The 23,450-nt window shown below is 71.0% G+C and carries 9 protein-coding genes; all 9 read left to right on the top strand.

Annotated elements, in window-relative coordinates; translation table 11 throughout:
- The first annotated feature begins 197 nt into the window (after positions 1–197).
- The 9 genes from eccD (at position 198) to OG599_RS15060 (ending at position 23,379) form a co-directional block, all read left to right on the top strand.
- Positions 198–1,592, top strand: coding sequence for a type VII secretion integral membrane protein EccD (gene eccD / locus OG599_RS15100; protein WP_327176500.1), 1,395 nt, complete (start codon positions 198–200; stop codon positions 1,590–1,592).
- Positions 1,593–1,740: 148 nt separating this feature from the next.
- Complete coding sequence (eccB, locus tag OG599_RS15095; RefSeq protein ID WP_327176499.1) at positions 1,741–3,306, top strand: type VII secretion protein EccB; 1,566 nt, start codon at positions 1,741–1,743, stop codon at positions 3,304–3,306.
- Positions 3,307–3,584: 278 nt separating this feature from the next.
- Positions 3,585–3,938, top strand: coding sequence for a hypothetical protein (locus tag OG599_RS15090; RefSeq protein ID WP_327176498.1), 354 nt, complete (start codon positions 3,585–3,587; stop codon positions 3,936–3,938).
- 91 nt (positions 3,939–4,029) lie between these two features.
- A complete protein-coding gene (locus OG599_RS15085) occupies positions 4,030–4,341 on the top strand; it encodes a hypothetical protein (protein WP_327176497.1) in 312 nt (103 codons plus the stop codon).
- An 8-nt stretch (positions 4,342–4,349) separates the two neighbouring features.
- Positions 4,350–4,856, top strand: a complete 507-nt coding sequence (locus tag OG599_RS15080; RefSeq protein WP_327176496.1) for a hypothetical protein — start codon at positions 4,350–4,352, stop codon at positions 4,854–4,856.
- 104 nt (positions 4,857–4,960) lie between these two features.
- Positions 4,961–7,300 (top strand): hypothetical protein, encoded by a 2,340-nt coding sequence (locus tag OG599_RS15075; RefSeq protein ID WP_327176495.1) that lies wholly within the window; start codon positions 4,961–4,963, stop codon positions 7,298–7,300.
- A gap of 84 nt (positions 7,301–7,384) precedes the next feature.
- Complete coding sequence (locus tag OG599_RS15070) at positions 7,385–7,855, top strand: YbaB/EbfC family nucleoid-associated protein (protein ID WP_327176494.1); 471 nt, start codon at positions 7,385–7,387, stop codon at positions 7,853–7,855.
- Between the two features lie 3 nt (positions 7,856–7,858).
- Positions 7,859–8,179 carry a hypothetical protein gene (locus OG599_RS15065; RefSeq protein ID WP_327176493.1) on the top strand — a complete coding sequence of 107 codons (321 nt, stop codon included), beginning with the start codon at positions 7,859–7,861 and terminating at the stop codon, positions 8,177–8,179.
- A 149-nt stretch (positions 8,180–8,328) separates the two neighbouring features.
- Positions 8,329–23,379 (top strand): WXG100-like domain-containing protein, encoded by a 15,051-nt coding sequence (locus OG599_RS15060; RefSeq protein WP_442809680.1) that lies wholly within the window; start codon positions 8,329–8,331, stop codon positions 23,377–23,379.
- Positions 23,380–23,450: the final 71 nt, after the last annotated feature.

Genomic DNA, 23,450 nt, shown 5'->3' with positions numbered 1-23,450 from the left:
CGATAATGTTTGGCCGATTCCACGTCGAGCCCGACCGAATCCGGTTGAGTTCTGTCGAGTTCAGTCGAGTTTGGCCCCTTTCGGTCAAGCCCCGTGGGGTTCGGCTCCTTCCGGTCGAGCCCGGTGGGGTTCGGCCTGTTCAGGTCGGAACCGGTGGGGGTTCGGCCCGGGAATCCGAGTCAGAGAGCGAGTTGGAGTTGAGCGACACCGTCGTGGAGCTGTGCCGGCTGACCGTCAGGGCTCCCGGGACCGTCTTCGAGCTGGCCGTCCCGGTCGACGTGCCGGTGGCCGAACTGCTGCCGGTCTTCGCCGACCTCGCCGGTGGCGGCCTGCACGAGGAGGGCCTGCTGCACGGCGGCTGGTCCCTCCAGCGCCTCGGCGGCCCGCCCCTCGACGAGGAGGGCACCGCGCACTCGCTGGAGCTGCGCGACGGCGAGGTCCTCCATCTGCGCGCCCGCGACGAGTCCCTGCCCGAGGCGGCCTTCGACGACCTGGTCGACGGGGTGTCCGAGTCGCTGCGCGCCCGGTCCGACTCGTGGGACCCGGCGCTGGCGCGGGTGGCGCTGCTCGGCGGCGCCGTCGCCGCGCTGGCCGCCGGGTTCGTGGCGCTGGCACTCCCCGGGTCGGCCACGGTGCGCGGCACGGTCGCCGCCTGCCTCGCGGTGCTGCTGATCCTGTGCGCCGCCGCGGTGTCGCGGGCGGTCGGCGACGCGGGCGGTGGCGGGGCGCTGGGCGTGACCGCGGTGCCGTACCTCGCCCTGGCCGCCGCCCTGATCCCCGAGGGCGGCAGCCCGCACGCGGTGCTCGGCGCCCGGCTGCTGTCGGCCGGGGCCGCCGGTACCGGGGCGGCCGTGCTGGCGCTGGCGGCGGTGGCCGCCTGCGGGCCGCTCTTCCTCGGCGCGCTCTGCCTGGCGCTGGCGCTCGGAGGCGGCGGGGTGCTGGTGCTGGCCGGCCTCGACCTGCCGGAGGCGGCCGGGGTGACCGGGCTGGTCGCGGTGGTGCTCGGCGGGATCGCCCCGAACCTCGCCTCCCGGCTGGCCGGGTTGCGGCTGCCGGACCTGCCCAACGACGCGGCCCAGCTCCAGGAGGGCATCGAACCGCACCCGACGGCCGCCGTCGCCCTCCGGGCGGAGCGCGCCGACCGGCTGCTGACCGCGCTGCTGGCCGCGTTCGCCCTGGTGACCGCCGCGTCCGCGACGGCCGTGCTGACCGGCCCCGGGGACGGCGGCGACGGCTGGCCGGCGCCCGTGTTCGCCCTGCTCCTCGGGGTGTTGCTGCTGCTGCACGCGCGGCGCATCGGCAACCGGTGGCAGCGCCTCGCGGTGGTGACGGCCGGTGGATACGTCCCGCTGCTGGTCGCCTTCCTGGCCGCCGCGCACGGCACGCTCGCGGTCCGGCTGGAGGTGATCGCCGGGCTGACGGTGGTCGCCGCCGTGGCCGCCGTCTCCGCGTGGACCGTACCGGGCCGGCGCCTGGTGCCGTACTGGGGCCGGGCCGGCGACCTCGTCCAGACCGCCGCCGCCGTCGCCCTCGTCCCCCTGGCCGTGCTGATCGCCGGGGGCTACGGCTACCTGCGCCACCTCGGCGGCTGACCCCCGGCGGCCCCGTGGTGTCCGGCGGATCACGACCGGACACCACCCGGCCCTCCGCCGACCGTCCCTCTTACCTGCCCCACCGCCCACCACGCACCGGGCCCGGCCCCGCGGGACTCCCGCCGGCGCCGGACCTCTGGGAGAGACCATGCAGTCGCGACGGGACCAGGTCCAGGCCCACATGTTCCTGGCCAGCAGGATGTCGGCCGCCATGCTCCGCGCCGAACCGGACGCCCCCGACCACCCCACCGGCCGCAACTGGCGCGGTGCCGTGGGCGGCCTGGTGCTCGCCGTCCTGATCGGTGTCGGCGTCGGCATCTACGGGCTCGTGGTGCCGGAGGGCGACGGTTCCTGGGCCACGGCGGGCGCGTTCGTCGTGGTGGAGGACTCCAGCGCCCGCTACCTGTACGCCGGGGGCGCGCTGCACCCGGTGCTCAACCAGGCGTCGGCGAAGCTGATCGCCGGGGACGGCATGTCGACCCACACGGTCTCCGCCGCCGACCTCTCCGGGACCCCGCACGGCGACCCGTTCGGGATCGTCGGCGCCCCCGACGCCCTGCCGGGGGAAGGCAGCTTCTACGGCGGCTCCTGGTCGGCCTGCGCGGCCCCGTCGTCCACCGGTGGAGCCGACGCCGACGCGAAGGGGGACGCCCCGGCCGGTGCCCTCGGGCTCACGGTCGGCACCGTCGCCGGTGCGCGCGGGCTGGCCGACGGCGAGGGCGTCCTCGTCGCGTCGCCCTCGGGCGGTACCCAACTCCTCTACGGCGGCCGCCGCTTCCGCCTCGACGCCGCGAGCGGCGCCGCCGACGCCCTGAGCTGGCCGGCCGAGGACGCCGCCGCCGTCGACGACGCGCTCCTCGACACCCTCACGGCGGGCCCCGACATCGCCGTACCGCCGGTGTCCGGCCGGGGCCGTCCCGGGCCGAAGCTCGACGGCGCCACCACCCGGTACGGACAGCTCTTCACCGGCCCCGGAGGCCGCCGCTACCTCCTGCGCGAGGACGGCCTGGTCGAGCTGACCGGCCTCCTCTACGACCTGGTGCGCGGCGACCCGAAGACCCAGTCCCAGGCGTACGGGGGCGGCGCGGTCGCCCCCGGTACGGTCGGCGCCGCCGATCTGGTCGCCCACCGCGCCCCGGCCGCCACCGCCGCCGCGCTCGCCCAGGGCCTGCCGCCCACCGCGCCCCGGCTGGTCGCCGCGGCGGGCCGGGCGGTGTGCGCCACGGCCGAACCGCGCGCCGGGAAGGCCCCGGCCGTCAGTGTGGCGCTCGCCCCGGCCGCCTCGGTGGCCTCGGGCGCCCCGGCGGTGCAGCCCGGGGTGCGCGCGGGCTGCCTCGCCGCCGACCGGGTGTCGGTGCCGGCGGGGAAGGGCGTGCGGGTGCGGGCCGTCTCCGCCTCGGGCGGCGGCGGCAGCGACTACCTGGTGACCGACGCCGGGGTGCTGTACCCGCTGCCGACGGGCGCGGCGAAGACCCTCGGCTACGACGGGGTGGCCCAGGTCGGACTGCCCGCCTCCTGGCTGGAGCTCCTGCCGGCCGGACCGGCGCTGGACGCCGCTGAACTCGCCGACGGCGGCATCGTGCGGGCCGCCACCGGCCCCGCGACGCCCGACGGGTGCGCGGCGGTGACCGCCGGGGCCGGGGCCGGGGACACCGGGAGGGACGGCAGGGACGGCAGGGGTGCGCCTGCGGGAAAGCCGTCCGGAAAGCCGTGAGTGGCTGATTCTGCGTCACATGTGACTCGCAAGTAGAGCTTGATCAGCAAGTTTTCGAAGGAGTAGCGTCAACTTTGTTCAACTAACACTCTTTTACGGTTGCCGCAGCCGTCACTTGCGTGGTTGACCGTGAAGAGCGATACGGATGCGACCGGTGTTCCTCCGGCGTCCTTCCGAAACATGTCCGGCCCCCGGTCCGGCCGGGGGCGTATTTCGGCCAGCGACCTCACGCACCCCGGTGGTGCGTGCGGCGACCCCAGGGGAAAGGCGGCAGCCCGATGGCGACTTCCGTGGCGCATGACGCGCAACTGATCCAGCAGGCACTCACGAGGCTGGAGGAGCAGATGAGCAAGATGGGCTCGGCGGCCTCCAGCATCGAGAACACCAGCGCCGGGTTGCAGGCGCACTACCACGCCTCGTCCAGCACGATCTTCGTGCAGCGGATGAACGACTGGACGGAGCAGTACAACAAGGCGGCCCACCAGGTGAACCGCCTGCACGAGGCGCTGACCGAGGCCATGTCCAAGCTCACCAGCGCGGAGGGCTCGGCGGCGGAGTACGCGAGCGGCTGGTCGCCCACGGCCGGCGTCGACGACATCAGCTCCATCAGCTCCGTCCTGTCCGGCGCCTGACACCCCGGTCCGCGGCGGACGACTCGTTCCGCCCGTACCGCCCGGCGCGCCCCGACCGGCGCGCGCCGCCGCCCACCCCTGAGGAGAGACCGTGGTCGACAGCAGCTCCGACGTCCAACTGCTCGTCAACGAGGCGTACAACGACATCCAGGAACTCGTCGACACCAACAAGGTGATGGTCCAGGACCTGGACGACATGCTCACCGAGGTGGGCGCCATCCTGAACAACAACACGCAGATCTCCGGTGACTGGCAGGGCGCCTGGTCCGAGACCCAGACGGTCGTCAACTCGGTGATCGCCGCCATGAACACCGACCTCCAGGAGGGCGTCAAGGCGCTCCGGGAGATGGTCGACACCCAGATCCGCGGTGACGTGAACGCCGCCGGCAGCTTCTCGCGCTGAGGACGGCCATGACCACCCCGTCCCTCCCGACCACCGCCACCGCCTCGGCCCCCACCATCAAGGTCAGCGAAGAGGTCCTGGAGGGCTTCGAGAAGCAGATCGCGAGCACCGTCAAGGAGGCCGACGCCAAGGCGGCCTACCAGGAGCTGGTGCACTACGCGACGGCGTCCGGGTTCGGCCCGTCCGGCTTCAACAAGCTGCTCGCCGGCTCCACCGACACCTTCGAGGCCGCGCGGGATCTCGCGACCCGGCTGACCGGCTACTCCGCGGCGCTGGAGGGCATTTACACCACCTTCCGCAACTCCGTCGACGACCTGCGGATCGACCTCGGCCAGGTGCAGACCCTGATCGGCCAGGGCACCGACGAGGCGGAGACGATCGCCGCCTCGTGGCTCGTGGAGTACCTCTCCGGGATCGTCGGCGACGTGAGCAGCGCCCACGGCGGCTCCGCGGCCCCCACGGCGTCCACCCCGACCACCCCCACCACCAAGACGATCACCACCCCGACCACCTGACCGTGCGGGGGCCGGCCGCCGGCCGGTCCCCGTCCCCGTACGTCCACCGCGCCGGCCCGGCCCCCCGGGTCCGGTGCGGCGGTGTTGCAGAGAGGCGAGCGAGCATGGCGACGTCCGACGGCGTCACCCCCGACTGGGAGACGGTGCTGGGGTATTTCGCCGCAGCCGGTACGACCGTGCAGGCCCGCGACGACATCGGGACGGACGGCGGTCCCTCGTGGTTCGCGAGTCACGGCGTGTACCCGCAGGCCGACCCGGAGCACAACTTCGACGGCGAGTTCGACGTGTGGTGGTCGTACAACTGGACGGCCCTGGACAAGACGTACTCCTACGTCTGGGGCGTGAAGCTGGACGACGCCCTCCTGCGGACCGGACCCGGCACGGACACCACACTCAAACACTGGCTGAACCAGGGCGAGCTGACCCTCGGCCCGATCCTGGACGACTCCCGAGGCAACGGCACCACCAGCCTCGACAGCTTCGGTGCCGCCACCGAGATGATCCGGGGCATGGACGCCCTGATCGGCGAGTGGGGCAGCACCATGGAGAGCTGGTCAAAACAGGTCGGTGACGGGACGGACTTCAGCGGGTCGGCGGCCGACGCCTTCGAACGGGCGCTCACCGACCTGCAGCTGGCGACCGCGAAACTCCGTGCGGAGATGGCCGCGGAGACCGTGGTCGCCGCGCTGGGCGACGCCCGCAACACGCTGTACGGCGTGCTCTACAACCTGCGCCAGGACAACGCCGAGTACCTCGCGGACCGGCTCAGTCTCCCCGTCAACGCCACCCACGACGCCGTGCAGGCGGCGCCCGTGAAGGTAGATCCCGGCACCGTCACGACCACCACGTCGTCGTTCGGCAGCATAGTGACGAGCAGCACCGTCATCACCCCGCCGACCGTGACCTCCGGCGGCCTCAAGGTGGACTCGCAGGAGTACTGGGACCGTATCCAGTCGGCCGCCAAGGCCCTCTGGACCGGGCGGGTCAACACCCTCCTGGACGCTCCGGCCGCGAGCAACATCGCGCAGCTGAACTCCGCCTACGGGGCGGTCTCGGCGAACCTCACGACGGCCTCGCCCCGGGGCGAACTGCTGCCCTCCGGCGAGTCGTCGGTGATCAGCAGCCTCGGCTCACCGGTGGACACCAGCACTCCCGGCGGAGACGGGACGGTCCCCACCGGCGAGGAGGCCGACATCCCGGGCGGTACCGATACGGACGCCACCACGGACACCGGGACGGTCCCCACCGGCAGTGCCGGCGATCTCACCGACCCCCTCGGTGCCGGCGCCGACGGCGACCTCGACAACAGCTCCCTCACGGACACCTCGCCGGTCTCCACCACGACCACCACGCCGACCGGCGGTGGAAACCTCGACCTGGCCGCCGCCGACCAGAACGCGCAGAACACCGCGGCCGGGCTGCTGACCCCCGGCACGTCGACCACCACGACCACCACCGGAACCCCCGGTACCACCCCCGACGGCGCCCTGGCCCAGGAGATGGTCGTGGGCGCGGACGGCCAACCGGTCCTCGGCTCCGACGGCAACCCGGTCCTGGTGCCGCGCGGCTCCGTCATCAACCCCGACGGCACGATCACCGCCCCCGGCGGCTCCACCGTCACCAACGCCGCCGGCAAGGCGGTGAAGGTGCCGAGCGGGTCGAAGCTGGAGGACGCCGAGAAGGTCGTCGACGCCGAGGGCGAGCCGGTCCTCCGGAACGGGCAGACCGTCACCGCCCCGCAGGGCTCCAGGATCAACGCGGACGGCACGATCACCACCCCCGACGGCGCCACGCTCACCGGCTCCGACGGGCGGTCCGTCGTGGTGCCCGAGGGCTCCACCCTGGTCCCCGCCACGACCACGACGGCACCGGACAGCAGCCTCAGCGGCGCCCTGGGATCGCTCGGCCCGTCCGGTTCCACCGTGACGAGCGGCAGCACCGGCACCGGCACCGGCACCGGCGGCACGCTCCACGAGGCGAGCGCCGCTTCCTCCGCCCTGCAACGGCTCGCCACCTCCTCCTCCGGTTCCCTGAACCCCGCCTCCTCCCGGTACGCCGCGGCGGCCGAGGAGGCGTACGGCCTCGGCTCCACCGGGCGCAGCTCGGCCGTCCCGACCGGCGGGGCGGGGGTCGCGACCACCGGCATGAGCAGCCGGGCCAAGGCGGCCGGTGCGAGCCTCGCCGAGGAGGAGGTCGCCCTCACCAGCAGGTCCGGTCTGGCCGGCAAGTCCGGTCTGGCGGCCGAGACCGCCGCGGAGGAGGCCGCGATGATGGGCAGGACGGCCACCACGAGCGGCAGCAGCCCGATGGTCCCGCCCATGGGCGGTGCCGGTGCGGCAGGAGGCCAGGGGCAGGGCGACCGGGCCCGCCAGACCTGGCTCGACGAGGACGAGGACGTCTGGGGCACGGCGGAGGTCGGCACCCCGGGGGTCATCGGTGGCTGACCTCGGCGGTGTCCGGCCATTCCCGCCGGGCGGGTGCGCGTACATGTCCGCCGGACGTTCCGGCGAAGAACGAGGAGGCGGGCGATGAGCTCCGGATACCAGGATCAGCTGCGAGCGGTGATGGGCCAGTTGGAGGAGCGGCGCGAGCAACTCCTCGCCTCGCGGGAGTCCATCGCCGCGCGGAAGGTGAAGACCACGTCCAAGGACCGGATGATCACGGTGGAGTTGGGCTCCCAGTCCGAGATCAAGGAGCTGAAGTTCAACACCGAGCAGTACCGGTCCATGGCGCCCGCCGAGTTGAGCAAGGTGCTCGTGGAGGTGCTGGAGAAGGCCCGTACCCAACTGCGTGAGGAGCTCCTCGCGGAGGCGGCGCCGATGCTGGACCTGGGGCGGCAGATGCGGGAGTCGATGCTCGGCGGCTCCCCGCTCGCCTCGCTCATCGGGGACGTCGGGCGCCTGTGGCCGGAGACGCGGCCCGAGTCCGCGCTCCCCGCGGACGGTTCCGCCCGCCCCTGGTCCGCCACCACCACCGAAGACGACGAACGGGACGGGTGAGTGATGGCCGACGAACTGGTGACCAGCGGACAGCTCAAGAAGCTGTTCGCGAAGTACGGCGAGATCGGTGCCTCCGTCGGCCGGCTCGCCGACGACATCGACCGGATCAACACCCTCAACCTGACGGCGGGCGGCCAGACCGACAAGATCGCCGAGCAGTACCGCACCCAGGTGGTGGAGCCGAGCCAGGTGCTCACCGAGATGGTGACGCTGCTGAAGGCGATCAGTGTCCAGGTCGGCTCCAACGGCGTCGACGCGATCACCATCCTCAACGAGGCCGAGACCGACGCCGAGGCGGTGGCCGCCAGTTGGGGCGAGCTCTGAGAGCCGGCTTGTAAGCAGCCGTCACCACCGTCACCACCGTCACCGTCGCTCATCGCCCCGTCGCTCATCGCCCCGTCGCTCATCGCGCCCGTCGTCATCGCCCCCGTCGCTCATCGCGCCCTCCCCGGAAGGAGCCCGCCGTGGCCCTCATGCCCAGCCCGGAACTGCTCTCCTTCCTCAATCACCTCGGTCTCCAGTGGCCGGAGGCGAACGAGGACGCGCTGCGCGACGTCGCCGACCTCTACACGGACGCGTCGAAGCAACTCGGCGGTCTCACCACGCATTTCCAGGAGGTGGCGGCGGAGATCAGCAAGGAGTTCGCCGGGGAGACCGCCACCCGGTTCCTGGAGCTGGTCAACGAGCTGTGCGCGGGCGACCCGCCGTACCTCGACGCCGCCGCGGACCAGGCACTCCAGCTCGCCCAGGTCGCCTCGGACACGGCCACCTCGGTCGAGTACTCGAAATGGATGATCATCGCGGAGCTGATCGCGCTGTTCATCCAGATCGTGGCGATGATGCTCCTGATGGAGGCGGTCCCGTTCCTCGGGCCCTTCCTGGCCCCCCAGATCACCTGGGAGATGTTCGTCGGCGAGCAGACGATCATGCAGATCATGCGGGCCTTGATCGTCGACATCGCCCAGCAGGTCGCGCTCGGTACCGGGCTCAACGCGTTCATGAGCGTCGCCATCCAGACCGTCCAGATCCTGCAGCACCACCGCTCCGGTCTCGACAACTCCCTGATCGCCGAAGGTGCCCTCACCGGCGCCATCGGCGGTGCCATCGCAGCCCCCTTCGACTTCATCGCCGCAGGTCTCGGCAAGGCGCTGGGCGACGCCATCGGCAAGGTGCTCGGCAAGGCACCCGTGATCTTCAAGGCCGGGGCGAAGGACAGCGTCCTCGGACTCGACCACGGCTTGGTCGGCACCCTCAAGGAGTCCCTCGGGCTGACCACCGCGAAGGAGGCCGCCGGCGCGTCGGCGAAGGACATCGCGCGGTCCCTGGTGAAGGAGGGCGAGACCACCCTCGCCACCAGCACGAAGAAGGGCCTCCATCAGCTCACCGAGGACGTGGGCGCCGCGCTTTCCAAGCGGCACACGAGCTTCTCCACCGGGTTCGTGAACGGTGCCGCCGCCCCGCTCAGCAGTCGGCTGGGCGGCCTCGGCAAGGACTTCACCCGGGCGATCGACCGGAACCTGGACGCCCCCGGCTTCGGCGCGGACTACGCGCAGGCCCTCACCCGCGGCTGGGCCCTCGACGGGGCGTCGCAGCAGGTGGTGCGCAGGGAGATCGACGAGGTGGTCGAGAAGTACGCGGACGTGCTCGGCAAGGACGGGAAGGATTTCTTCGCGCACGCGATCCCGAAGGCCGTCTACGAGTGGGCGCAGCGGCCCGCCTTCGACAGCTTCCGCTACAAGTTCGCCAACGTGCTGGCCGGTTCCTTCACCGACGGCATCAACCAGGGGCTCTCCGGCGGCGCGGCGAGCGCCTACTACGGCGAGGGCTTCTCCTTCAGCTTCGGCGCCGTCATCGGCGGCGCTGCGACGGGTCTGGTCGCACGTGGTTTCAGCGACTTCGCCCTCATGCCGGGGCTGAGGGGGCTCGGCTACTTCAAGCATCCGGATCTGATCGGCTACGACACCGCGCTCAACAGCCCGGACGCACTCGACGGCGACCTGGCCCCGCTGCTCCCGGCCCCGCAGCCCCCGCCCCCACCGACCGGATCCGCGCAGGGCGAACCGGGCGAGCCGGTCATCCCGCTCGTGAGCACCGAGAGCACCGTGATCCCCCCGGCGCCGCTGCCGGTGTCGGGGAATCAGAGCAGCCCGTCCGCTGTGCCGCAGCGCGCCACGAGCTCCAGCACGCCGCTGGACACCGGCTCGAAGCCCGTCGGACCGGCGGCGAAGGCCACGACGGGGTCGACAGGCCAGGAGATGGTCCAGGAGGAGCCGGTGAAGGTGCCGACGGAGTCGACGCCGGAACGGCCCGTGGAGCAGGTGAAGCCGGGGACGGAGCAGATCGAGGTCCAGAGCCAGGTCGAGATCCAGAGCCAGGTCGAGGTCCAGAGCCAGGTCGAGGTCGAGGATCAGACGCTGGAACAGCAGCACCAGGACCAGAAGCAGGACCAGCACCACCACGAGGGCCACGGGGACACGAAGGGCAAGGGGAAGGCGGTGGAGGAACTTCCCTCCGTCCAGGACACCTTGTCGACCGCAGTCAGCGACGACCGCCACGAAGTCCTCCCGCAGGACACCCTGGCGGATGCCGTCTCCCTGGCGTCGGACGCGGCGTTCGCGGAGGTGAAGATCTCCCCGGCCGGGCTCAAAGCCGCAGCCGAGGCTTTCGGGGTGACGCTGCCCTTGGCGACGGACGTACGACGCGAGTTCCAGGCCGCCCTGCTGAAGTCGGCAGAGGGGATGACGACGCACGACCTCGCCGGGCCACCCGACGTGCGGAACGTCGGGTGGCAGAGGGTCGAGGACGTCCTTGTGGCGTCCGGCCAGCCCGAACTGAGGTATTTCGTCCAGGCCGCGGACGCGATGCGAGTCCGGGAGCCGGTCGCCGTGGGCGAGAAGTTCGAGTCGCTCAAAGCCCAGCGCAATGTGGTCCTGATGGAACTGGCCGTGGCGTTGGCGGCTTCGCCGAGCACATCAGGCCGAGCACAGGTGCTTCTGGCCGAAATCTGGGCCACGAAGGGGTACCTCATGGGGAGCGGACCTGTCGGCGGGTCCGGGGAGCGCGCGGGTTTCGAAGCGGTGGACGAGCCCAGCGCGGCGAGCCTCGCCCTGGCGCGGAGGGAACTGGGCGGCTGGCGGGCGAAGACACCGGCGGACGAAGAATACTTCGCACCGGTCACGCATTCGGTCGTGCCCAGCCTGGCCACCTGGCTCTCCAGGACCACCACGAGTGGCTCCCAGAGCCTCGATGCCTTGGTCATGCGCCTGTTCAAGGAGAAGGGAGTCGACGTCGTCCGGCACGATTCCACGGATATCGACCAGCCCGTGATCCCCACCGTCACGATCTCCCATGACGAGCCTACGGGCGGGCCCGCACGCGAGGTCTCCTCCGAGGACGTGACGGACCAGATCGACCAGGTCGAGGAGTTCGAGCAGGTCCAGCAGGGCGAGCAGGCCGAGGAGGTCGAGCAGGTCGAGGAGATCGACCTCGCCACGCTCCCCGAGCGGTTCGCGGATCACCAGCTCGCTGCCTCGGACGTGGTCCGGTCGTTGAAGGGGCAGGAGCAGACCATCGTGGCCGCGCTGGTCGGGAGCCTGGGCACGGCCGTCGGCCCGAAGGCCGGAGACCTGATGGCGCGGCAGCTCCTGGAGTTCCTGCGTACCGATCTCATCGCCCCGTGGACCTCCGTGCTGACCCGCGGTGACACGCGCAGGGTTCCGGTGAAGGTCCCCGGCTGGGAGGGCGACGTCCTGGTGAGCGCGTCCCTGGGGAAGCCGAGTGAGGTGTCGGCCGCGGGGCTGGTGGAGTTCGAGAGCGGCACCGGATCGTCGGCAGGGGCCGGCGGCTTCCGGGACCGACTGTGGCGGTGGCTCTTCTCCGCGCAGGTCAAGGCCACGTCGACGGCGGCGAACGCCTCCGGCACGGGGACGGCCACCTTCAGCGGAGACGTGAACAAGGGTCTTTCGGCCGACCAGGTCGGCCAGACGTACTCCCGGAGCAAGACGCCCGAGGACGCGTTGGACGTCACCGTGCCGACGGTGTTCAGCTTCGACTTCTCCGAGGTGAAGAGCACCTCCCCGTTCGGCTCCGGCGGTTCACCGGTGGTGTCGGAGAGCGGGGGGTCGGTGCTGACCTCGACGGTCGACACGCACGTGCTGCTGCCTTCCTCCGACGTCGCGCCGGGTGGCACCCCGTCGATGCCGCCCGAGTGGGTGCGGGCGCTCCGTTCCCTCGGCAACACCGATGTCGTCAACGACCTCTGGTTCGTCGACGCGCAGGGCAGACGGAGCGGGGGCGGCCTCGACACCCTGCTGAATCTGAAGCTGGACGGCGACGGCGACGGCGACGGAAACGGGGACGGAAACGCCGCGAAGAGCGCGATGGAGACGGGGCGGGCGACCTACGGCGACCACTGGGAGCGGATCGCCGACCTCCTGGACAAGCGGGTGTCGCTGGGACTGCTGCACGAACAGTTCCTCTCCATGATGGAGGGCGAGCCCCTGGAGATCACCCTCCCCGACAACCTGGGCGTCGTCCGCTTCTCCGCCGACGTGGACACCATGGAGTACGTACGGGACACCGCCTCCTCGGAGTTCCACAAGGGCACCGCTCTCACGTTCACGATGGCCCGGCCCGAGCAGCGCGGCTCCGGTTTCCAGGGCTCGTTGGCCGCTGCGGCGTCCCCCTTCTTCAACCACGGCAAGCTCGCCGCGGCCGGCAGCGGCACCTACGGACGGGCCGGCACCACGCTGTACATCCGTTCGCGGCGGACGGGCGCGGCCACCAAGTTCAAGGCCCCCGGGACCGTCTTCGACGGCACGGCGCTGGTGAAGATCGAGTACCTGACCGGCACCGAACCGATGCCGAGCGCCACCGCGTACTCCCTGCTCGGCTTCCGTTCCACGATGGAGAAGTCCCGCACCCAGCCGCCGCGCACCGAGCCGCTGCCGCCGACGGGGGAGCAGGACGAGCTCGTCGCGTCCCCGTCCTCGTCCCTGTCCTCGTGGAAGACGGCTCCCCGGCCGGACGGACAGGCCGAGCCCGTGCTCGTTCCGCTGCCCCTGCCGAAGAAGGACGAGACCTGGTACGAGCCGCCCGCCGGACTGTGGGACGGCTTTCCGGACGGCACCGTCGTCCACGACGTGCTCGTCGGCGGCGACAAGCGCCTGCCCCTCGGGACGGAGGCGGTGGGGAGCAGCGGTCCGCCGGCGAAGGTGCTCTCGCCGGGGGCACTGCTCGACAAGCTCGCCCGCGAGCACTTCGGCGCCAAGACATGGGCGAAGCTGCGCACCCTGGCGCACGGCGGCTTCCGGCAAGAGCGGATCGCCGCCTCCTTGGTCGCCATGAGCCGGGGCGCCGGCATCGACGGCGTTCCGCTGCCCTCGCAGCTCCTGGGGTCCCCGTCGTTCTTCACGGCGTACGGACGGGTGGAGCGGATGACGGTCCTGCGGGTCATCGAGGGCGGCGGCATCAACCTGGTGCGCGAGTCCACGCAGAGCGCCAACGTCCGTGGCATGAAGAGCACGGGCGGAACGCTCACCCCGCAGGGCGGCGGCGGTACCGAGTTCAACGAGGACCAGCAGCTCTTCGTGACGAGCGGAGTGGGAGCCTCCACGCGCAGGCAGGAGGACGAGCGTTTCCAGACCGAGGAGAAGTTCGTCAGCAACGTCAAATACGGCGAGAAGCTGGTCGTCCTGGCCGGCGAGATGCGGATGGGCTTCACCTTCTCCGGGAACGCCGACCGTGGGCAGGGCGGCCTGCAGCGCGCTCTCGGAAAGGCCGAGGACACCACCCTCGTACCATTCGTGGTCGTGGTGCCGGAGTCCATGATGGAGCACTACACGGTGAGTGCCGATGCCGTCGCTCCGCTCGTGCACTCCCGTCCGCGACCGCAGAACGCACCGCCCGGGCCGCGACCTACGCAGACCGGGACGGGCGAGGGGACGGGGCCCTTGCCGCCGAAGCGGCTGGCCGACCACCACCGACTCGCCGCGATGGACGGAGTGCTCTCACCGGGCGACGGCGTCCGGCTCATGCGCGAGTTCGAGGACCGTCTGAAGCCGGTCTTCGGGAGCGACTGGAAGTCCGTCCGCGACGCCATCTCCTCGTACTTCGACCCGAACGCGCTCGTCCCCGACCTCTGGGCGCTCTCCGGCAGCGGTGAGACGCTCACGCTGACCGTGCAGGTCGGTACCGTCAAGGCCGAGATCACCCTCGGCGACGTGACGACGCACGTCGGCGGGCACGTGAGGACGCTGAAGGACTTCGAGTTCGACAGCGGCTCCGAGAGGAAGACCACCTCCGGCCACCTCCAGGACGCGCGCGAGGGAGTGACCCTGCCCGTCGACTTCTACGGCACGCCCTCGGGCAACGTCAGCGTGCAGCTCACGTTCACCAGGTCCTGGGAGTCCTCGGCCGGCCAGGTGTCGATGCTGGGGGTCACCCAGGTCAACCGCGCCAAGACGATCGAGGACGCCGCCGAATTCGACGGCAGGATCACCATGAAGTTCTCCTTCGCGGTGACGACACCGTTCAGGACCCGGACCGTCGAACCGATCGACTTCACCATCGACTCGGGGATCGTCGTCCCCCTGCGCGAGACCCGCGACCGGATCACCAGGGAGCCCGCCACCCCCGACGTGCTGCTGGCCCCGCCCGAGGGGACGGCGAAGACCAACCGGCTGCACGACACGGCACGGGTCCGCGACCTGGTGCCGTTGGACGAAACCGATCTGGCCGGGGCATGGGAGGCGCTCAGGAAGGAGGAGTCGGAACGCGGCAACTCATCGCGCCCCCGGGAAACCGACCAGACCGGGTTGCCCCACTCGACCGAGTCGACCGACCCGACCAGCACAGCCGTCACACCGCCGAGCGGGGAGGGGGAGAGCGTCGTTCCGGTCGGCGGGGCCGAGTCCGTACTGCGGCAACTCGACAGCGCGGGCCGAGAGTTCTACGGCAGCCGGTGGAAGACGGTCCGTTCCGCGCTGCACCGTGAACTGAAGCTGCCCAGGCTGCTCGGCGCCCTGAAGAGCATGACCGCGGGCACCGCGCTGACCTTGCGTGTTCCGGGCGGCAGCGTGCAGGTCCTGGCGACCGTGCACGCGCTGAAGCACGTCGGCAACACCACCCAGTCGGAGTTCTACAGCGGGGGCCTGCGGAGTCTCGGCACCGGGGACAGCAACGCCGAGTCGGCGCAGGCCAGTGGCACCAACAATGGCTACACGCTCACCGTCCTGGGGAGCGTGCCGGTCGCGCCCGCGGTCAACCTCCTCTTCGGCGGTACGGGCAGCCGCCAGCGCGCGGCGGAGCACTTCGACATCCTGAGTACGTCCAGCACGACGTCCTCCACCCTCAAGAGCAAGACCCCGGCGGGCGTGTTCGACGGGTTCGTCCAGCTCCAGTTCACCTTCCGGTCGCACGACACCCCGCTGCTGAGCTCGTTGGCGCGATCGCTCCGCCGTCGGAAGCTGGCACGGGAAGGCACGCTCCTCCCGGTCTCGGACGATGCCGTCTCCGGCGGGCCCACCACGGCCGCGTCCCGCGCCGTCGTGCGGGACCTCTGGCGTCAGTTCAGCCGCGTACCGAAGGACCGGGGGACCCCGGAGGAGATCGTCCGGCGGACGAAGGAGGCCCTCCGGCTGGTGTCGAAGATCTCCGGCCAGGCGACCGCCGCGGCGCTGCTCGGTGTCCAGGTGGAGTACCAGCAGTCGGCCATCGCTCCCGTACCGGAGACCCGGCTCCCGATGCCGACCTCGTCGGCGGTAATGCGGCGGCCCGCGGCGCTGCTTCCTCCCGTGAAGAGGCCGGGGTGGAAGGTGAACGAGTCCGGCTTCGGCGAGGACTCCCTGGTGCGCGGCATCCGGAACATGGGCGGAATCGCCGACCTGATCTACGTCGAGGGCCAACGCGCCTACGGGGGCGACTGGCTCAGCTCGTACCGGCACACCCGTGAGACCCGCAGCACGTTCGCCGTACGGCAGATCGAGGCCTACCTGACCGGCATTCCGCTCCACCAGCTGACCCGGCCGGGTGCCAAGCTGCGTGTTCCGCTCTCCTCCAACCAGCTCGACGACAAGTACGTGGTCATCACGGCAGGTGTGCCCAAGAAGGGGCCGCCGACGTTCGGGCACCTGGACAAGAAGGCGGAACGGCTGTTCGGCGGCGACACGGGACACCGCTTCACGCAGACCGTCCTGGACAGCGTCACCAGCAACCTCCAGTTCGTCGCCGGAGCCGAGGCGGGCGTGAGTGAAGCCGTCAAGATCAAGGGTCAGTTGAGCGCGGGCGGGGCCCACCGGCGGCGCATCGGCGGGCGCGGGATGGAGGCCAGTGTGTCCGTTTCCGCGGCCAAGGTGCCCTCGCCGATGGCGGCCTTCGACACGAGGCTGGTCCTGGACTTCGCGTTCTACCGGGGCGAAACGCTGCTGGCCACCTCCAGCGGTCACATCACGCTCGACGTCGGCATCCCGGTGGAGAAGGTGGTGATGGAGCGCCAGGACCTCGCTCCGCTCTACCACGTCTCGACGGAGTCCGTGGAGTCCCTCTCCGCCAAGGGCCTGGAGATCCTCCAGGCAGACGGGGTGCTGTCCGCCGTCGCCACCACCCGTAACCCCGTGATGACGATCGCACGCGCGCACGAGGAGGCCGGAGGGGAAGCGTCGGCGACCCAACTCCCGAAGCTCTTCGTCGTCGGTGCACCGGGCGGCATCGACGTCGCCGCCACCCTCGGGGAGCACGCCCCGCACCCCGAGTGGCAGCAGATCGACTTCGTGGACGGGGTGAAGCCGGAGCGCCTGCTCGGCTGGTACGCACTCGACGAGGACGGCGGCGTGGTCCACACGCCGCTGCACGACTCCTCGGTTCCCCTGGAGCACGGCCCACTCGTCGAGCGGATCATCGAGGCGGGCGGCGCGCTGATCTCTCTGAACGGCACGCGGCCGGACTTCGCGCTGGAGGTCGTCACCGAAGAGGGTGGCACCCGGAGCGTCGTGGTGCGCTCCCACGTCCTCGGCAGGGAGAACGAGACGGAGGCGTTCACACCCGAACTGCTCGCCGAGTGGAGCACCCCGGGTGCGGGGATCGCCTTCATGCACTCCATGAACGACAGCGGAGACGTCTCGCACACCGCGCTCGAAGCCGCCGCGAAAGTCTTCGCCGTGCCCCTTCCCCTGGCGGAAGGACTGGACCCCGATGTCCAGGCCGGGGTGCTGGAGCTCGCCCAGAGGATGACCACGCTCGAAGCCGCCGGGCTGGGCGACGAGGAGGGCCCCGCGCGGAAGCGGATGATCGACGAAGTGGTCGAGCGGAAGAACCTGCCGGCCCCGGAGCTCTTCGAACTGGCCGCGCGGACGATGCGGAACCACATGCCGCTCGACCTGACCCCGGAGGGGAACGCACGGATACGCGCCGACTACCACGGGGTCCTGGTGGAGGTCGCCCGGCGGTACGAGGCGTCGACGGAGGCGGCCGCCGACGCTCTCGGAACCGTCATCGCGGTCTGGGCCACACGCGGCAGGACCGTGACGGCGCACAGGCTGCCCGGCGGGGCTTCCCCGTCGCATCCGGCGGAGGCCTCGTTCACCGGACCGGTGGAGTATCTCCAGTGGGCGGACGGGCAGATCGACCACTGGCAGCCGGTCGACGACGATCCCGAGCGGATCTCGGTGTTCAACGAACTGAAGCGCGGCGTCGCGGCCGACCTCGCCCGGCGGTGGTTCTACGGGGCGGGCGCCAGCAGCCCCGATGCTCTCATCCACAGGTTGTGGGGGGAGCGGGGTTATACCGTCGTCAAGGCGGCGGAGTCGACCGGGACGGGTCCGGAGGGCGAAGTCTTCACACCCGTCGAGCCGGTCGGGCCGGTCGACCCGGTCGAGAAGGGGCAGAACGAAGAGGACGGGGGAGACGGTCAAGTGACCGGCGACGGCTCCGTCCACCCCGAACCCGAACCCGAGCCGGAACCCGCTCTCGAACCGGAACCCAAACCCGAACTCGCTCCCCAACCGGAACCCGCTCCCGACGGCGGCAGTACCACCCCCGCTCCCGCACCCACTCCCACCCCGCCCTACGGGTTCGCCGTCGCGCCCGAGGGCGGTGGCAAGGCCGAGTTCCCCTTCGGCACCCGCACCCAGGCGCACACCTTCACCGTCGTGGTGCGGGAGACCGCCGAGGTGGGGGAGAAGACGGTGATCACGGACCTGTCCGATCCGGAGGGCTTCGCCGAGCTCGTCGCCGGCGTCTACCAGCCGCCGCCGGGGGGCCCTTCCAAGGAGATCCTCAAGGCGCTGGCCCGCATGTCGGCGCAGAACTCCACCGCCCGCCTGCGGACGCAGCGCATGCTGGAGGAGGGCCTGGTGCTCTCCGTGCCGGTGAAGGGCGGGAAGGGGCAACCCTGGGAGACCACGGTGTCGTTGCGCAACATGAGCCGGGACAGGGCGACCCGGATCGCGGCCCGGGACACCGGGAAGAAGGTCGTCGACTCCTACGGCGCCTCGCCCGACCCGACCATCCAGCAGAACGCCTCCCAGACGTACAGCCACAGCAGCGGCAACGCCCTCGACGTCTCCGCGATGACCACGATCGCCGCCAAGGTGGTGGGGGGCGCGGTCGTGGCGCCCGTGGCCGGGGTGGGAGTCAGCTCGTCGAAGTCCGGCAGCCACAGCATCGGTGTGTCGTCGAGCGGTCGCGACCAGGTCAAGTACGGGGCCGCGATGGAGGCGTTCGACTTCTCCGGGGTGGAGCTCGTCGTGGAGACGAGGAGGGGCGCGCAGCGGTACTCGGCAGGCAGTACGGAGGGCGTGCTCAGCCTCTCCTTCCCGTCCGAACTGACCGGTTCCTCCCAGGAGTCCGGCTGGAAGCTGTCCCTCGGTGCCGAGGCGACCAGCGAGAAGTACGACGCTCTCGCCGGGCTGCTGGCGCAGACGTTCCACCACGCCGTGCAGATGGACGGGTTGTCCGAGTTGCGGGCGGACCTGCTGGCCGGGCTCCTGCACAGCCCGGGGACGACGCCCTCCCACGTGGCGGCCTGGGTGGACGCGCGCTACAGCGAGCTGGGCATGCTCTGGCACTACGGAAACATGCTGCGGGACCTCGTGCCCGATCTCGTACCGAACGACGGCAGCACACCGCCCAACCAGGTCGAGTCGCGGCTGCGGCCGGTGTCCGTCTCGTACCTCGGGCGGGCGGGACAGCTCTCGGTCGAGCACAACAACGCCTTCAACAACTCCAAGAGTTTCGGCGAGGGGGTGGAAGGGGCCATGTCGGCCTCGCTCGGCTTCTCCGTCGGGCCACCGACGGGCGCCCTCGGGACCCACCTGGCCGCCAACATGGTCGTCACCTTCGGGATCGGCAACTCGGCCGGTCACGCGGTGAGTTACTCCACCGCCGGGGGCGGGGAGCACATCGTCCGGTACACGGAGCCGGTTGCGCTCTATGTCGTCCACCACCGCGTCGAAGCCGCCACCGTCTCTTCCGGGGGCGCGCGGAACCTGGTCGATCGCACGGTGGGCACGGTGATCGCGGTGCCGGAGCCGCTGGTGGAGACCTTCGAACGGAACCTCAGGGAGCTTTTGACCGACCCCACCGCCGCCCCGCACACACCGGAACCGGTCCCGTCACCCAACCCGCCCCCGCCCCCGACGCAGCCGCAGCCGGACCTGGCGGCGCTGCATCCGCCCGCCGTGCTGAGCCAGGGGAAGGGTGACCAAGGACTGCTGATCGGCTATGAGCACCTGGAGTCGCGCAAGTTCAGCAGCAAGCTGCGCACGCTGTTCTTCCGTGACGTGCGTGGCATGGATCTGCCCGCGTGGAATCCGGAGCAGCGGACAGCGGCGCGGCAGTTCCTCGCCGCTCACTTCGGAACCGCGGTACTGAACCACCGCATTCAGGAGATCTTCGGCCAGGGCGGCATGACCCGTACGTTCACCAGGCAGCTCGGCGGCGGTGACGTGCAGCTGATCACGGTGAACGCGTCCGGCCGCCGTACCGGGACGAAGCCGGTGCGGCATCTCCCGGTGGAGAACGCCTACCTGGAGAACGGGCCCATCGTGACCACCGAGGTGGAGTCCACGAATCTGGTCAACTCATGGGTCGGCGTCCAGACGGCCGGCCTGCGGGTCACCCTGGCCACCGGTGATCTCACCGCCGCGCAGCAGTCGGGCGCCGTGTTCCGTACCGGGGTGTACGCCCCGCCCAGCCGTGTGTCCGGCGGAGGGAGCAGCGGCCTGGCCGTCGGGGGGTACTACAAGAACACCGTCAACTACAGCGGTCCGGCCCATCAGCTGCGCTACGAGGCCGAGATCGAACTGACCGTGTCCGTACAGCGGGTCGACGCCAAGAGCCTCACATGGCTCATCGGCCACACGTTCGGGACGTCGCGTCCGCAGTCGGTGGCGAGTGTGCGCAGCCTGATCGACTCCACGGTCACGGTGCTCGTGCCGCGCTCGCTGATGTCGCAGACCGAGCCTCCCGCGTTCGACCGCGTGCCCGAGCTGAAGTTCAAGCAGCAGAAGCCCTCGGTCCACAAGGGTGACTGGCGGTTCCGGAAGGAGCTCGACCGGCTCGACGAGGTGTACAGCCACCCGGTGAGCGCGGACGACCGCGTGATGGACGTGGCGCTCACCGAGGAACTGCGCGCCCAACTCGTCGATCAGCTGGTCGAGGCCGGCATCTCCCGGAAACTGGCGGTGCCGCTCAGCCAGGTATGGATCACCCCCGCGATTCTGGCCGGGGCCCTCCACCGCGGTGGCCGCGGGCACAACGGGACCGTCGTGCAGGAGGAGAGCGTCAGGGACCGACGGGCGTGGATGCTGCTGGTCCCGCACCTGGGAGCGGCCAAGAACAACGGCGACCCGCTCCCGATGAGCGGCCGGCTCATCATGGAGGGGGCCACCATTCGCCGGGGCCAGAGCAGTTCGCAGAAGATGACCGGCATCGGGGGCGTTCTGGACCAGCGGCTCGGCGGGAACAACGACAGCCGGTCCAGCGGCTTCGTCCAGTTCCTGCGCAGCGCGTTCACGTCGAACACGACGGCGGCCACCCTCCACTCCAACGTGACCGAGGGCGCGATCCTGGGTGTGGAGCAGATGCCGCACCAGCACTGGACCAAGGACGTGGTCTGGCAGTTGTACGTCGCGGTGGACCAGGTGGGCCGGCTCGGTACCAGCCGCAGCTCACTGAGCCAGTCGCGGCTCCTGATCACCGACGGCGTCTCGGGTTACAGCCCGCAGCGCAAGGCCGTCCGGATCACGGAAATCGGCACGATCACGCCGCCGGAGGGCGTGCCGCGCACGATCACGTACGACCACACCGCGGCGACGGGGCAGCAGCACGATCCGACGAAGCGCGTCGTGGGCTCCAAGGCCGACCTGGTCCCCCTCTCCGCGATCACCGAGAGCTTCCTCAAGGTGCCGGACGACGCGCCGAAGGAGACCCTCGGTGCCGCCGTGCAGAGGGCGCTGGACGAACTCGTCGGCCCCACCTTCGCCAGGCCCCTGGACCCCGACGGCGGCGTCCTGATGTCGGTCCTCGACGAGGTGGCCACGGCGTCGGCGCTGCAGCCGTTCATGAACGCGCTGCTCAGTACGGGTGTTCCCCTCGTGGTCCTCCAGGACCGGCCGGGCGGCGTCGTACTCGGCCACGTGCTGCTGCGCTACGTCCGGGACCCGGATAACCGCGGGCTGTCGTTCCTGGAGGAGTTCGCGCAGGCGTCCTCCACGCACTACACGACCCTGGGGACCCGCGAGGAGAACACCCAGGGCGCGGGCAGCGGCAAGAACAAGAGCGGCATGGTCTCCGCGACCGACTCCGCGACGGGCGAGGACCACCTGCCGTCCTCGCAGCAGTACGTCTCGCGCTCGCAGCGTGCGTCCGCCGATTCGCGGCAGAACAGGGGCCTGCTGGACCTCGCGCAGAGCGTCGTGACCCGGTCCGGCAAGCACGAGCGCTACGTCCTCGAAGGCTCCCTGGTCCTGGAGTTCGTGCCGTCCTTCCAGATGTCCCGGCCGCTGGGCACCCTCCTGCTCGATGTCCCCCGCCAGTCGACCAGGCTGTGGAATTCCCTGACGTCATGGACCCCTGTACAGCGGAGGACCGTACCGCTCCTCGAAGTCGTCCAGATCCCGAAGTCCTCCCTGACGATGCCGGCCCTGTCCAAGGGAAGCGGGCCCTCCGCTCCTCCGGAGAACGTCTCCCCGGAGGGGGACCTTCCGGAAGAAGTCGGGAAGCCGTCGGCCACCGACACCTTCCCGCTGGTGCTCACGCCGGAGGACCTCGCCGCGATGAAGTTCCTCGTCCAATTCGTACCCGAACGGAGCGGGGAGCTCTTCCAGTCCGTGTACAAGGCGCTGCGGGCCACTTCCTTCCTGCGGGCCATCGACTTCGTCCGCGACGGCCAGAACAGCCTCAACGACCTCCGCGTCCTGTTCGGCGCCCCCCGCCTGCTCGCCCACCTCCTGACGACGGGCACCTCGGCCCCTCTCGCCGACGCCATGGTGGGCCCGGGGCTGTTCGCGCGGGGTGGGCCGCTCACCGACACCCTCGGCCGGATGGCGCTGCGCTTCCAGGTCAAGAAGATCAACCTTCCCGCGCGGGATATGCGTTCCGCCTGGGAGTTGCTGCGCGCCGAGACCAGCGTCTACCGCACGGGGGTCGTGGGCTCCCTGGGGGCTTCGTCCGAGGGGGCCGGTGTGGAGGGCGGTGTCTTCGAGACGACCAACCAGGACCCGCTGAACCCGGGCTCCACCCATGCGGACCCGACCGCCGCCCTCTCGCACAGCAGCACCGTGGGCGCTTCGACGAGCAGCCGGCAGCAGACCACCCACGACCTGCTGGTGGAGCAGCGCGACGACGTCTACCTCACGGTCTTGGCGGACGTCGAAGTCAGTCTGGATCTCTTCGGCCGCAACGAGCGCGGCATCCTCAGCTACGGCGAGGATTCCTTCGCGTACCAGGAAGTGGTCCCGGACCTGGTCCAGGTGCAGATCGCTCCGGAAGCCATGCTCGACGGCAGCGTCGACATCAGCGCGATCACCACCGAGTTCGCGGGCGCCCTGGCGATCCCGGACGGCTGGTTCGTCCCCTCGGGCGCCGGCGAGAACGTCACCGCCGAGGAGATCGCCTCGCTGCGCTCCGCGCTCAAGAAGCCGCCCGCGGACCGCGTCACGTACGTCCATGTCGCCGAGGACGACGACGGCAACATCCTGTACCGAGGACGGGCGCTCGACGAGGCGACCTTCCGCGCGGAGACGCTCCAAGAGCTGAAGGGCCTGAAGCCGGGCGCAGAGGTCGAGATCGTCAGGGACGTCCGCCTGCCGCGTGTTCCGACCGCCGGACCGCGGGCCGTGCCCGACGACACCGGGTCGGGCGCGCGGGCTCGGGGCGACGAGGCCGCCCCGGTCCCCGAGGAAGAGGTCGTCGAGGAAGGGGTCACGCGGGAAGAGACCGTCGAGGAAGTGGTCATCGAGGACGAGGCCATCGGGGACGATGACGCGAACGATCTCGACCTCGTGGTCGCCACCTTGCGCGGCTGATGAAGACCGCCGGAGCGGGGCCCGTACCCGCCGACCGTTCCTCGGAGCCGACGGGTACCACCTGCCCCGGT

This window comes from Streptomyces sp. NBC_01335 (assembly GCF_035953295.1).
GTDB lineage: Bacteria > Actinomycetota > Actinomycetes > Streptomycetales > Streptomycetaceae > Streptomyces.
The sequence above is the reverse complement of the archived record's forward strand: the minus strand, read 5'-3'. Positions and strand labels throughout refer to the sequence as shown.

Bases quoted from the DNA above. Each gene is read 5' to 3' on its own strand.
- eccB (WP_327176499.1), top strand. From the start codon at position 1,741: ATGCAGTCGCGACGGGACCAGGTCCAGGCCCACATGTTCCTGGCCAGC.
- OG599_RS15090 (WP_327176498.1), top strand. From the start codon at position 3,585: ATGGCGACTTCCGTGGCGCATGACGCGCAACTGATCCAGCAGGCACTC.
- OG599_RS15080 (WP_327176496.1), top strand. From the start codon at position 4,350: ATGACCACCCCGTCCCTCCCGACCACCGCCACCGCCTCGGCCCCCACC.
- OG599_RS15075 (WP_327176495.1), top strand. From the start codon at position 4,961: ATGGCGACGTCCGACGGCGTCACCCCCGACTGGGAGACGGTGCTGGGG.
- OG599_RS15070 (WP_327176494.1), top strand. From the start codon at position 7,385: ATGAGCTCCGGATACCAGGATCAGCTGCGAGCGGTGATGGGCCAGTTG.
- OG599_RS15065 (WP_327176493.1), top strand. From the start codon at position 7,859: ATGGCCGACGAACTGGTGACCAGCGGACAGCTCAAGAAGCTGTTCGCG.
- OG599_RS15060 (WP_442809680.1), top strand. From the start codon at position 8,329: ATGCCCAGCCCGGAACTGCTCTCCTTCCTCAATCACCTCGGTCTCCAG.